At 71.1% G+C, this 12,473-nt stretch carries 10 protein-coding genes; 9 read left to right on the top strand and 1 reads right to left on the bottom strand.

Annotated features, from left to right (window positions below):
- Nucleotides 1-111 precede the first annotated feature (111 nt).
- From AC0VX6_RS01270 to AC0VX6_RS01230, 9 genes are all read left to right on the top strand, one after another.
- Nucleotides 112-447 (top strand): hypothetical protein, encoded by a 336-nt coding sequence (locus tag AC0VX6_RS01270; RefSeq protein ID WP_013156414.1) that lies wholly within the window; start codon nt 112-114, stop codon nt 445-447.
- A 40-nt stretch (nt 448-487) separates the two neighbouring features.
- Nucleotides 488-778: a WXG100 family type VII secretion target gene (locus AC0VX6_RS01265; RefSeq protein WP_212641868.1), complete on the top strand. Its 291-nt coding sequence runs from the start codon at nt 488-490 to the stop codon at nt 776-778.
- A 14-nt stretch (nt 779-792) separates the two neighbouring features.
- Nucleotides 793-1,137: a hypothetical protein gene (locus AC0VX6_RS01260; RefSeq protein ID WP_061079668.1), complete on the top strand. Its 345-nt coding sequence runs from the start codon at nt 793-795 to the stop codon at nt 1,135-1,137.
- Between the two features lie 74 nt (nt 1,138-1,211).
- Nucleotides 1,212-3,695, top strand: coding sequence for a serine/threonine protein kinase (locus AC0VX6_RS01255; protein ID WP_475467187.1), 2,484 nt, complete (start codon nt 1,212-1,214; stop codon nt 3,693-3,695).
- Between the two features lie 272 nt (nt 3,696-3,967).
- The gene (locus tag AC0VX6_RS01250; RefSeq protein ID WP_274975845.1) at nt 3,968-4,897 is read left to right on the top strand and encodes an AEC family transporter; all 930 of its coding nucleotides are present in this window, start codon (nt 3,968-3,970) and stop codon (nt 4,895-4,897) included.
- 230 nt (nt 4,898-5,127) lie between these two features.
- Nucleotides 5,128-7,038, top strand: a complete 1,911-nt coding sequence (locus AC0VX6_RS01245) for a serine hydrolase domain-containing protein (RefSeq protein WP_475467185.1) — start codon at nt 5,128-5,130, stop codon at nt 7,036-7,038.
- Nucleotides 7,039-7,323: 285 nt separating this feature from the next.
- Complete coding sequence (locus tag AC0VX6_RS01240; RefSeq protein WP_274975843.1) at nt 7,324-7,656, top strand: hypothetical protein; 333 nt, start codon at nt 7,324-7,326, stop codon at nt 7,654-7,656.
- A gap of 62 nt (nt 7,657-7,718) precedes the next feature.
- Entirely contained in the window at nt 7,719-10,379 is a 2,661-nt protein-coding gene (locus AC0VX6_RS01235; protein ID WP_274975842.1) for a TPR repeat domain-containing protein, read from the top strand.
- Between the two features lie 58 nt (nt 10,380-10,437).
- A complete protein-coding gene (locus tag AC0VX6_RS01230) occupies nt 10,438-10,950 on the top strand; it encodes a hypothetical protein (protein ID WP_475467184.1) in 513 nt (170 codons plus the stop codon).
- 93 nt (nt 10,951-11,043) lie between these two features.
- Here AC0VX6_RS01230 and AC0VX6_RS01225 read toward each other — a convergent pair whose 3' ends face one another.
- Nucleotides 11,044-12,456: a dihydrolipoamide acetyltransferase family protein gene (locus tag AC0VX6_RS01225; protein WP_475467183.1), complete on the bottom strand. Its 1,413-nt coding sequence runs from the start codon at nt 12,454-12,456 to the stop codon at nt 11,044-11,046.
- Nucleotides 12,457-12,473 lie beyond the last annotated feature (17 nt).

Genomic DNA, 12,473 nt, shown 5'->3' with positions numbered 1-12,473 from the left:
CGTCCGTAATCTCCCCTCTTTATCGTGGCCACACGAATCCCCATGTGAACGCGGCCCGATACGGAACGAAGAGGCGGCCCCTTCCACCCCCAACTCCCGGGAAAGGCACAGATGTCCCACGCCGGTCTTGAAAACGTCAACAGCCTCGCGGTCGGCGGTGAGCAGCTCGGACAGGAGTCCGAGGGCATCCGCACCCAGATGAACCAGCTCATCCAGGACATGAGCAACGACGCCGACGCCCTCCAGGGCGAGGCCCTCGCCCGTTTCCGCGAGGCCCGCGAGCAGCTCACCGAGCGCTTCGACGAGCTGATGTCCTGGTGCAGCCAGAACGGCATCAAGCTGAACGAGGGCCAGGGGCAGTTCAACATCACCGACTCCGACTCCAGCTCCGACTACTCCCAGGCCGGAAGCGACCTCGGCGGCCTCTCCCGCCCGGTCAACGCCTGAGTCGTCCCCCTCCCCCACGCTCTCCCCAGAAAGGTTTCCCATGAGTCAGTTCGACGTGTACGGCGACGTCGCGGGCCTCCAGGGCCTGGCCGAGGACCAGCAGGCCCACCTCGGCCGCTTCTCCGCCATCATGAGCCAGATCAACGAGCAGTCCGAGAGCACCGTCAGCCAGTGGGAGGGCTCGGGCAGCGCCCAGTTCCAGGCCAAGGCCACGGAGTTCGACACCCAGTTCTCCGAGGTCAACGCCGCCTTCGCCAAGGTGATCGCCGCGACCGGCAACACCGCGGACAACTACGGCAGGCTGACCCGCTACCTCGACGGACTGTTCTAGTAGGCTGAGCGGCGATGTCGTCCCCATCCCCCGCGTCCGCCCCGGCGGACCCGGATCCGCAGCTCCCCGAGGCGTTCCACTACACGCCCAACGAGGAGAAGTACGTCCTCCAGGCGGACGCCCTGCGGCACCGGCAGCTGCGGTCGGCCCTCATGTACGGTTCGAGCCGGTACTGGCGGCGGCGGCAGCAGGTGTGGCCCGCGGTGATCGGCGGGCTCATCCTCGTCGCGCTGATCTGCGGTGTCATCGCCCTCATCGGGGCCTTCGGCCGGCAGCAGGAGGTCAACGAGGAGCGCGGTTGGGGCGCCCGCCAGCAGATGTTCCAGAGCCCGGCCACCGAGGCGCCCTCGTCTCCGTAGCACCCGGTGCCGTCCTCCCCGTCGTCTGACGGGGATCCTCCACACCACGAACACCACCAGGGGGTCGCTCTCCCATGTCCGGCTCCGAGCACGCCGCCTGGGCGCCCGGTTACGGCAACCCGGCCCTGCTCCGCCAGGGGCGCCGCGCCCGGATCGTGCGGGCCACGCGCTCCACGAGCGGTGCCGACGTCGTGCTCAAGGTCCTGCCCGAGCACCTGGGTCGCGCCGAGCTGAACCAGCTGCGCGAGCTCAGCGGGGTTCCCGGCGTGGTCCCCCTGCTGGACGCGGGGACCACCGCCGACGGTGACCTGTTCGTGGTGCTGCCGTTCTACGCGGACGGCTCCTTCGGCGACATGCTCGCCCGGAGGGGACCCGCTCCGATCCAGGAGGCGGCGGCCGTCTCGCGGAGCGTGGCGGCTGCGCTGGGTTCGATGCACGGGCGCGGGCTGCTGCACGGGGACGTGTGCCCCGGCAACATCCTGCGTGCGGGCCGGACGCCGGTGCTGACCGGTTTCGGTTCCGTCCACCGGTCCGGGGAGGCCCTGCCCCCGCCCGACCCGGCGACGGAGTCGTTCCTGCACGCGGCGCCCGAGGCGCTGCGGGGCGAGCCGCGCACGCCCGCCTCCGACGTCTACCAGCTGGCGTCCACCGTCTGGACGATGCTGGTGGGGCACACGCCGTTCTCGTCGACGGACGGAACGCCGTTCGACCCCCGCGACTACGCCGAGCGCGTCCTGACGCAGGACCCCAAGCCGGTTCCCCGCTCCGACATCTCCCGCAAGCTGCGGGGTGTGCTCACCCGGGCGCTGGCCAAGCTGCCCGAGGAGCGCTTCGCGACCCCGGCGGCGTTCGCCTCGGCCTTCGAGCAGGCGCGCATGTCCCGGCCCGCCGCGACGATGGGCGCGACCGGCGGCCAGGAGCCCCTGAGCGGTGCGCAGGCGCCGATGTCGGGGCCGCAGATGCCGATGAGCGGGCCGCAGATCCCCATGTCGGGCGCCCAGACGCCCATGGAGAGCTTCCAGCCCCCGGCCGCGGACGCGCGGACTCCGCACTCCGGACCCCAGTACCCGATGGCGCCGCCGCAGGCCCCCATGCCCGGCGCCCAGAGCCCGGCGTACGCGCCGGACCCGGCGGCGTCTGGTCCGCAGCAGCCGATGCCGGGCCACGAGGCTCCCGTATGGGAGCAGCACCCCCACACACCCGACCCGCAGGCCCCGATGAGCGGGCCGCAGGCCCCCATGTCCGGCGCCCAGACGCCCGTGGAGGACTTCCAGCCCCCGACCGCGGACGCGCGGACTCCGCACTCCGGACCCCAGTACCCGATGGCGCCGCCGCAGGCCCCCATGTCGGGACCGCAGGCACTCGTGTCGGGTCCCCAGACCCCGATGAGCGGGCCCCAGCTTCCGCCTCCGCCGTACGCCGCCGGTCCCCAGCAGGACGCCTACACCCCCTGGACGGGCCCGCAGGCCCCTCCCCCGGCACCTCCCGGGCCGCAGACCCCGCCCGGCACGGACGTCCCGCCCTCCCCGGCCCTGCCGCCGTCGGGTCCGCAGAGCCCGCCCGCCACGGCGTGGTCCCGCCCCTCGGGCCCCCAGGCCTCGCACGCGCCCGCCGCCCCGCACGTCCCGCCGCACGCACCGCCGTTCCCCGGGGAGGCGGCCCAGCGCCCGGCGACCGGGCCGCAACAGTCTCGACAGCCACAGCCGCCGCGGTCACGGGAACTCAGGCCCCGGCCCACCGGGCTGGAGGGGAGCAGGCTCCCGGCCGTCGACCCGGGCGGCACCGCCGAGATCATGATGGCCAAGCTGCGCGGCGAGGAGATCTCCGCGCTGCGCGCCTGGTCGCGCCTGGAGGGCTGGACGGGCACCGCCGAATCCTCCGCCCTGCCCGTGGACGAGTCCGAGCGCGTCGAGGACGACACCCCCTCCTGGGGTCCCGTGGCCGAGACCGAACAGCACCAGCCGCGGTGGCGCCGCCACCTCCACATCGCCGTGACCGTGTGCGGCATCCTCATGGTCACCGGCGTCTCCGGGGTGTTCGCCGCGCTGGAGTCACCGGCCCCGGTGGTCGCGGCCGCCGAGCAGGAGACCGAACCGGAACCAGCGGCCGACGAGGAGCCCGCCGAACCGGTCGTCGACCCCTCGGCGCCGCCCGAGGTCTCCGCGCCGACCGGCGTCCTCCTGGCGGACAGCCTCAACGCCGTCGAAATCAGCTGGACCGACAACAGCGGCGGCACCGCGTCCTTCTTCGTGCTGGGCGGCCCCTTCGGCCACGAGGCCGCCACCCTGGCCCGGACCGGCCCCGGCGTGGTGTCCGCGCAGGTCGCCACCGGTTACACGGGCATGGAGTACTGCTTCACGGTGATCGCCGTGGACGGCTCCGCGTCCGCCGCTGAGGAGGTCTGCACGACCCGCGCCGCCGACCGGGCGGAGGCCGAGCGCCTGGCCGAGGAGGAGGCCGCCGAGGAAGCCGCCCGGGAGGCGGAGGAGGCTGCCGAAGAGGAGGCCGCCGAAGAGGAGGCCTCGCCGTCCCCCGATCCGGAGGCGCCCGCGGAGTGAGGCCTCACGCAGTGGTGCGACCACTTGCGCCGTGATCCTGTACTTATAGCGGGGTTCGACGGCCCGGACTCGCCATAAGTACACGATCATCGCAGTTCAGAACCCTTGCGTCACACCAGCAACGGTTCCGGCCAGTCCACGTCCGGCACCTACTGGCGGACGCCCGCAGACCGTCACAGCACCCGCACCGGTGTGATCTGCGACGTATCGCCAGAACCCGACCTCGGATAGCGTCTTCGGGTTGTGTCGCGCGTGTGCAGTGGGAGCGCCTCTTGTCCGGGGTCTTGATCGGTTTCGGTGTCATCACCAGCGTCGTCGTCATCGGCTACATGCTCGGGCGCCTCCCCCTCCTCGGCCCGGGGGCCAGGGAGATGCTCAGCAAGCTCGCCTTCTACGTGGCCAGCCCAGCGCTGCTGTTCACGATCCTGGCCGACGTCGACCTCTCCGTCCTGGTGTCCGGGCCCGTCGTGGTCAGCGTCATCAGCGTGGCCGTCGTGGCGTTGGCCTTCGTCGTGTTCGGGCTCGTCCGGCGCCAGGGCGTCGGCCCCACCACGGTCGGCGCGCTCGCGTCCTCGTACGTCAACGCGGGCAACCTGGGCATCCCCATCTCCGTCTACGTGCTCGGCGACGCGTCCCTGGTCGCGCCCATCCTGCTCACGCAGCTCCTGGTCCTGGCCCCGGTCGGCCTCACCCTCCTGGACCTGGCCGACGGCGACGTGCGGGGGGTGGGCCCCGTCTTCCGGCGGGCGCTGGGCACGCCGGTCCGCAACCCCGTGGTGATCGCGTCCCTGGCGGGCGTGGCCATCTCCGCCTCGGGCTGGGTGCCGCCCGAACCCCTGATGGAGCCCTTCCACCTGATCGGCGGCATGGCCGTCCCCGCCATGCTGCTGGCCTTCGGGATCTCCCTGCACGGCAGCCCGTTCCCCGGCCGGGGCCCGGAACGGGTGCCGATGCTGTTCGCCGTGGCGCTCAAGTCCGCGGTCCAGCCGCTGGTGGCGTGGGCCCTGGGCGCCCTGGTCTTCGACCTGGACGCCTCCAGCCTGTTCTCCGTGGTCGTGCTGGCGGCACTGCCCACGGCCCAGAACGTCTTCAACTACGCCACCCAGTACCGCACCGGCGAGGTGATGGTCCGCGAGGTGGTGCTCGTGACCACCTTCCTCACCATCCCCGCCCTGCTCACCGTCACCTTCCTGCTGGGGTGAGCCGGGGCGGAGCCCGCGCCGGGCTCCCGAGACCGCCGGGCGGCACGGCGAACACCGCGACCAGCCGGTGGGTCCTCCCCGGCCGCACCCGCCCGCTCCCCCTCCGCTCCGCGCCCGGGACCCCCGGTGGTGCAGCTGGCTGTAGTACCGGAACGCCCGTCCGCACCAGTGCTCCGAACAGCGCCGAATCCTAGGTTCGAGGGGTAGCGAAAACACCCCGGGAGCCCCTGATGCCACGAGTTCCACGCGTCCTGCCGATGCTGGCCGCACCCCTGATGATCGCCGCCGTCCTGGCGCCCGGGGCGGCCTCGGCCGCCGCCGCGCCCGGCGCCCCCACCGCCCCGCCGACCGCCCAGGCCGAGGCCGTGCCGCTCAACCCCGAGACCGCGCGGGAGTTCGTGGACACCCGCGTCGCCGAACTGCTGGAGGAGCACGGGGCGCCCGGCGTGGCCGTGACCGTCGTGGCCGGGGGCGAGCAGGTCGCCTCCGCCTCCCACGGGTACGCCGACCTCGCCACCCAGACCCCCATGGACCACACGGTCCACACGCTTCCCACCGGATCGGTGTCCAAGTCCTTCACCGCGGCCGCCGCCCTCCTCCTGGCCGAGGAGGGGGAGATCGACCTGCACGAGGACGTCAACGCCTACCTGCCCGAGGCCGCCCAGTTGCCCATGGACGGCGTCACGATGCACCACCTGCTCACCCACACCGCGGGGTTCGCGGAGGTGTTGGACTTCCCCTCGGCCGGGGACACCGAACGGCACCTGGACCTTGAGGAGGTGTACAGCACCCTCAAGCCCGAGGAGCTCTACGAGCCCGGCCGGTTCACCGCCTACTCCAACCACGGGAACGGTCTGGCCGGGTACGTCGTCCAGGAGGTGAGCGGCCAGCCGTTCGAGGAGTACGTCGCCCAGAACCTGTTCGAGCCGCTGGGCATGGACAGGAGCGCGTTCCTCCAGATCTACGACGCCCGCGAGGTCTACGAGGTCCCGACGTTCCACCTGCCCGACGGCAGCACGGCCGGGGACCTGCACGTCTCCCAGGCTCCCGCGGGCGCCTCCCTCGCCTCCACCGACGACATGGCCCGGTTCATGCTGGCCCTGCTGGGCGACGGCGAGATCGACGGCGAGCGCGTACTGCCCGCCGGGGTGGCCGAGCAGATGCTGGCGAGCCAGCACGAGTCCCACCCGGAGGCCCCAGCCGTGGGCTACGGCACCTACCAGTGGCGGGGCGGGGACTCCCCGGTCATCGGCCACGCAGGCGACCTGACGGGCATGCACACCGCCTACACCCTGATCCCCGGGATCGACGCCGGGATGTTCGTCGCGGTCAACGGCGACGACTCCGTCCCGGGAAGCCCCCTGGAGGACCTGCGGATGACGGTGGCCCAGGAGTTCTGGGACACGTTCGACCCGCAGGCCGCGCCGACCGGGGAGGCCGACACCGGCGCCGACCTCGGCGCCTACACGGGCACCTACGTCAGCAGCCGCCGCTCCGCCAGCGGGCCCGGCCAGATCGTCTCCCTCTTCGACAACATGACCGTGCGCGACGCCGGGGACGGCACCCTCTCCGTCAGCGGTTCGATGGCGGCGGACGACCGCTGGCTGCCCGTCGGCGGGGGACGGATGGCCGCGGAGAACGGCGCGGACCGGCTGACCTTCCTGGAGGAGGACGGCGAGGTCGTCGCCCTGGCCACGGACACCAACGCCACCCAGGTCTACGAGCGGACCACCCTGCTGACCAGCCCGATCACGCACGGTGTGGTCGCCGCCGCCGGTCTGCTCGTCCTGTTCACCGCGTTCGTGCAGTTCCGCCGCGCACCGGACCGGTTCACCGTCCTGGCCCGCGTGCTGGCCTCGCTGACCGCGCTGAGCTGCTTCGTCGCCGTCGGGCTCGTCGTGTACGGACTGTTCGACAGCCACACGCTGCAGCAGTGGATCTTCAGTGAGTCCCTCGCGCTCACGCTGCCGCTCGCCGTCGCCGTCCCGCTCACCCTGGCCACCGCGGCCGTGGCCGTGACCGCCTGGGTCAGGGGGCGGCTGCGTCCGGCCGGGCGGATCCACCTCTCGCTGGTCGTCCTGGCCGCGACGGCCGTCATCCTCACGGGGGCCCAGTACGGCTTCGTGTGGCCGGTGTCCTGAGCGGGCGCGGGTCCGGAGCCCCGTCCTGGCTCCGGACCCGCCTCCGGCTCCGGCTTCAGCTGAACAGGAGCTAACGAACCGAGGCGAAAGGTACACACGCGGCGCCTCTCCGGGTAGCATCCCCACAGTTCAGGGGAACGGCGGAACTCCTGCCCCCGGCCGCGCGTCCCACCCGTCATCCGGACCCGCTCCAGTGGCCTCCACGGCCGCGGGCGGGCCTTCCGTGCGTGGAGGGCGTCGTGCTCCTCCCCGCGGGTTCCGCGTTCGAGGAGAGGAGACCCCCACATGACCAACGAAGCGGGCGGCAACCCGATCGAGGGGATGCGGGGCGGTGAGTACGCCGAGACGCTCGCGGCCGCCATGGCCGGGCTCGCCGACGCGTTCGACCTCCTCATGGAGGACGCCGAGAGCGCCTCGGGCCACGACGACGTCAGGGCCGGGTTCAGCACGTTCAAGGAGAACACCGCCCAGGCCCTCATCGACGTCCAGGCGCTCGGGCTGACGCTGGCCGACAACGTCCAGGCGGGCGCGGCGGAGATCGCGCAGAACGACCTGGACAGCTCGGAGGACTTCGACCACCCCTGGGAGTCCCACCGCGACATCAACTTCCAGGGCTGACGGCTTCCCCGCCGACCCGCACCGCCCCCCTTCTCCCCGCCCGCAGCCCTCCGAGGAAGACCGTGGCAACCTTCTCCGTCATCTTCGTCCCCCGTGACTTCTACTACGACTCCAAGCCCGTCTACGACTGCGCGGCGGACTTGGAGATCCTCAACGCGCGCGTCCTCGGCCGGGCCGACGACCTCAACGGGAGCTTCGACTCCGCCGCGGGCGAGTTCACCGACGTCATCGCCTGGGACGTCCGCAACCTGTCGGAGGAGGACCTCCAGAACTGGCGGGACGCCGCCGTATCCGTCACCTACGCCGCCTCGGTCGCCGAGATGTGGGCGGACGCCGTCAAGGCGTTCCACGACGAGCGCGAAGCGCAGATCACCAGCTGGGAGGGCAGCAGGACGGAGAAGGAGAACGCCGTCCCCTCCAAGTACCAGGACGACCACATCACCGCGTCCCACCCGCAGGCCGACGGCTTCCTGTGGACGGACTGGGGCGCGGGGGACGAAGCGCGCTGCCGGGCCCTCTACGACGAACTCGTCACCGTGCAGGAGGGCCTCATCTCCCGCGAGCAGACCAACTGGCAGGGCCTCCAGGACAGCGCCGAGGAGATCCGGACGATGCTCGAACAGGGGCCGACACCGGAGAACGTCCGCACGCTCATGGACGCGGGCAACGCCAACTGGGCGTTCCTCAACCTCGACCCCTCCCGCTACTCCTCGCTCATCGACGACAGCGAGCTCACTCCCGAGAACGCCGAGCAGTACGCCGACGAGCTCGCCGCCTACTGGTCCGGTGACAAGCCGCTGGACGACCGCTACCACGAGATGATGCTCGTGCTCACGATGGTGGGGACCGGCGCCCGGCAGAACCAGCAGGACGGCACGCCGCTCAGCCCCGAGGAGATCGCGTTCCTGGAGGAGTTCTACGCCCAGCTGGAGGAGCCCTACCGCAGGGACGGGGCCGGGGCGGGCATCATGGTCTACCCCGAGCTCATGGCCGAGTCCGACATGAGCGACGAGGAGCGCGAGGACGCCCTCGGCGTCCTCGGCAACGGGCTGCTCGCGCTCTCGGACCCCGCGCTCGGCGGAGGGTACGAAAACCTGCCCGAGAGCTTCCGTTACGCCGTCGAGGGCTCCTGGATCAACCCCGACGCCGAGAACAAGCTCCCCGGCACGCCCGTGAGCATGGGGATGGACATGAAGGCGCTCTCCGCCTTCATGGAGCACACGGACGAGGACCTCCAGGGCGGCTACGGACTGTCCACCAACCTGCACCTGACCACCGGCGCGTTCCTCGACGCCTGGGGCGACGACCCCGACCCCGAGGGGGTGCTGCCCGACTCCGAGCAGGTCTCCCACATCATCGACGTGGCCAGCCGCAACACCGACGCCAACTACTACATGCTCACCGGCGACCACCTCAACGGGGAGGAGGGCGTCGACCACGGCGACGAGGACCTGCGCACGCGGGCGCTGGAGGGCACGCTCACCCACGAGTGGCACGACGACGGGCGCACCGCGCGCCAGCTCACCGACTGGCTGGCCGAGGACATCCACAGCGAGGACCCCGACGTGCGCCAGCGGGCCGGGGACGGTTTCGCCGGGTTCATGGAGACCATCACCGACAAGGACATGCACGAGGCCCTCGTCAACACCGGAGTGGACGTCACCGAGGGGGACAACGAGTACTCCGACGCCTCGTTCACCCAGTTCAACGGGGAGCTGGCCGACAGTCTCGCCGACGTCTTCGACGCGCACATCTACAGCTTCGCCAACAGCGACGTGCTCGACAGCGATGACGTGCCGAACTCGGGCATCGGGGAGTTCGAAGCGGATCGGAGCTTCGTGGACATGGGCCCCGACGAGCGGGCCATGTACATGCAACTCCTCATGGGCAACGACGAGACCGCCGGACGCGTGGTCAACTCAGTGGACGCCTACCAGCAGATCGAGTCGTTCGCCTTCCTGGAGACCGGGAACGAGACGGCCGCCGCACGCGGTGCCGGACAGCTCCAGGGACTGCTGGAGCGGGCACTGTGGCTGGAGTCGGAGGACCGCACCGCCGATCTCGGTGAACAGGTCGATCGCCAGAAGCAGATCACCGAGTTCGTGGTGGGGCAGGCGGGAAGTTTCTCCGAGCGGATTCCGGTCATCGGCACGGCCGTGTCCATGGGGCTGGAACTCGGCCAGGACAGCATCGTCAACGCGATCGTCGACGGCGAGTACGACGTCTCTCCCCGGTTCCCCGTCTACACCAGCGAAGAAAGCATCGTGCGGAACTTCCGGATGGAAACCCTCGACTACCTGGCACAACACTCCCCCCAATCGTTCCAAGACGACACCCAACGCGGCGATTTCAGGACTCTGGTCGACAGCGGCGTGGTGACCGTCGAGCGCGACGGCCAGGCGCTCGACGCCTCCGACATCAGCAACGACTTCGTCTTCGGCCAGGACGTGACGGTCAGCGTCGCGGCGGACATCGACTGGTCCGAGCTCAACAGCAACGACCGCGACGGCGTCGACGACGCCCTCTCCGGAATCATGGACACGACGCATATCTACGGCGAGTACATCGACAAACACGGGGAGCCCGTCAGGCACGACGGCACCAGCGCAACATGGGCCGGTCAATTCGTCGACGTGTACACGGGTGCCTATGGCGAGACAAGGGACTACTTCAACGGTGAGGTCTCAGGTTTCGACAAACCGGACGAGGAACCTGAGGGATGACGAACCAGCGGACCACCACACCGATCCGTACCCAACCCGATCCGATCCGGAGAAACCGTTGACTCGTCACGAGGGCCGTACGCCCGCCTTCCTGGCAGCCACCCTGGCCATGTGCGCAGCTCTGGCCGCGTGCTCCACATCCGAGCCCGAACCCGAAAGGAGAGGGCCGCCTCCGGGCTACGTCTCCCAGTTCTGGGTCGAGCGCGAGGTCATGGTGCGTACTCTCGACCGCATGCTCATCGAGAACGACCAGGAGGAAGTCCTCGACAACAGCACCGGCAGTCAGGAAGTACTGTTCGACACACGCATCCTCCAGGAGACCGAAGACGGCTACGTCGTCGAACTCGACAAGGACGCGTGGCGCACCGACGAAGCCCTCCACCTCGGTGAACTCGATTCTGCCTTGGCCAACGCCACCGGTTTCAACGAGGTCACCTGGTGCGGGGAGGCCGTGAAAGGCGACGAGTTCGTCGACGCCTACATGGACGAGCACTGGGAGACCCTCGACTCCCACGAGGAGTACACGGCCAGCATCGCCGACTACGTCGACTGCGGGGACGGCACCCCGTAACCCTCCCGGGCCCTCCGGGGACGGGCTCCCCTCACGGAAGGAGACCGGTGCGACGATCTCGCACCGGCCCCCTTCCCGCTGTCCCGAAAGCCCCTACCCCCAGGCCAGGGCGGTCAGCTCCGGGTCCTCCAGCGCCGTGCCGATGTCGCGCAGCACCTTGGAGCCCAGCTCCCCGTCGACCAGGCGGTGGTCGAAGGACAGCGACAGGGTCGTCACCTTGCGGACCTTGAGCTTGCCCTTGTGCACCCAGGGCATGTCCCGGATCTGCCCGAAGGCGAGGATGGCCGCCTCACCCGGGTTGAGGATCGGGGTGCCCGCGTCCACGCCGAACACGCCGACGTTGGTGATGGTGATGGTTCCGCCGGACATGTCCGCCGGGCTGGTCTTGCCCGCCCGGGCGGTGTCGGTCAGCCGCTTCAGCCCCGCCGCCAGCTCCGGCAGGGTCATGGCGTCGGCGTCCTTGATGTTGGGCACCACCAGGCCGCGCTCGGTGGCCGCCGCGATCCCCAGGTTCACGTAGTTCTTGACCACGATCTCCTGGTTCTCCCCGTCCCAGGAGGCGTTGACCTCCGGGTGCCGCCGGACCGCCATGAGCAGCGCTTTGGCGACCAGCAGCAGCGGGGACACCCGCACGTCGGCGAAGTCGGGCCTCTCGCGCAGGCGCGCGACCGCCTTCATCGTCCTGGTGACGTCCACCTGGAGGAACTCGGTGACGTGCGGAGCGGTGAACGCGCTGTCGACCATCGCCGCGGCCGTGTGCTTGCGTACCCCCTTGACGGGCACGCGCCGCTCGCGCGCGGTGCGGTCCACGGCCGCCGCGGGTGCCGTCTCCACGGTCTCCGCCGTCTCCGCGGCCTCCGGGCCCACCGGAGCCCGGCCGACCGCGGCCCGCACGTCCTCGCGGGTGACGACGCCGTTCTCGCCCGTGGGGGTGACCGACGCCAGGTCCACGCCGAGGTCCTTGGCCAGCTTGCGCACCGGCGGCTTGGCGAGCGGGCGGCCCGGCGCCGGGGCGGGGGCAGTGGCAGGGGCCGCCTGCGTCTCCCGCACCGCGGGCGTGTCGGCGGGCGCGGGCCCGCTGACGCGCGGCACGGGCGGCGACGCCGGTGCCGAGGGGCCCGGGCGGCGGCGCGGGCGGCGCTGGGTGGAGGCCGCCTTCTCGCCGTAGCCGACCAGCGGCTTCTCCCGCTCCTCGGAGTCCGCCGATGGGGCGGTCCCCGGGGCGGAACCGCCGGAGCCGTCGTCCACGGTGATGATCACCGCGCCGACCTCCACGGTCTGGCCCTCCTCGGCCAGCAGCTCGCGCACCGTCCCCGCGAACGGGCTGGGGAGTTCGACGACCGCCTTGGCGGTCTCGATCTCGCAGATCATCTGGTTGACCGTGATCTCGTCACCCGGCTTGACGTACCAGGTGAGGAGTTCGGCCTCGACCAGGCCCTCCCCGACGTCGGGCAGCTTGAACGACTGCACTCCGCCGACGGCGGGTGCGTTCTTGGAAATCGCCATGTCCTTCGGTTTCCCCG

The organism is Nocardiopsis sp. iso_25, assembly GCF_056173305.1.
The sequence above is the reverse complement of the archived record's forward strand: the minus strand, read 5'-3'. Positions and strand labels throughout refer to the sequence as shown.

Excerpts from the sequence above, each read along its gene's own strand:
- AC0VX6_RS01260 (WP_061079668.1), top strand. The coding sequence starts at position 793 with ATGTCGTCCCCATCCCCCGCGTCCGCCCCGGCGGACCCGGATCCGCAG.
- AC0VX6_RS01255 (WP_475467187.1), top strand. The coding sequence starts at position 1,212 with ATGTCCGGCTCCGAGCACGCCGCCTGGGCGCCCGGTTACGGCAACCCG.
- AC0VX6_RS01270 (WP_013156414.1), top strand. The coding sequence starts at position 112 with ATGTCCCACGCCGGTCTTGAAAACGTCAACAGCCTCGCGGTCGGCGGT.
- AC0VX6_RS01240 (WP_274975843.1), top strand. The coding sequence starts at position 7,324 with ATGACCAACGAAGCGGGCGGCAACCCGATCGAGGGGATGCGGGGCGGT.
- AC0VX6_RS01225 (WP_475467183.1), bottom strand. The coding sequence starts at position 12,456 with ATGGCGATTTCCAAGAACGCACCCGCCGTCGGCGGAGTGCAGTCGTTC.
- AC0VX6_RS01265 (WP_212641868.1), top strand. The coding sequence starts at position 488 with ATGAGTCAGTTCGACGTGTACGGCGACGTCGCGGGCCTCCAGGGCCTG.
- AC0VX6_RS01245 (WP_475467185.1), top strand. The coding sequence starts at position 5,128 with ATGCCACGAGTTCCACGCGTCCTGCCGATGCTGGCCGCACCCCTGATG.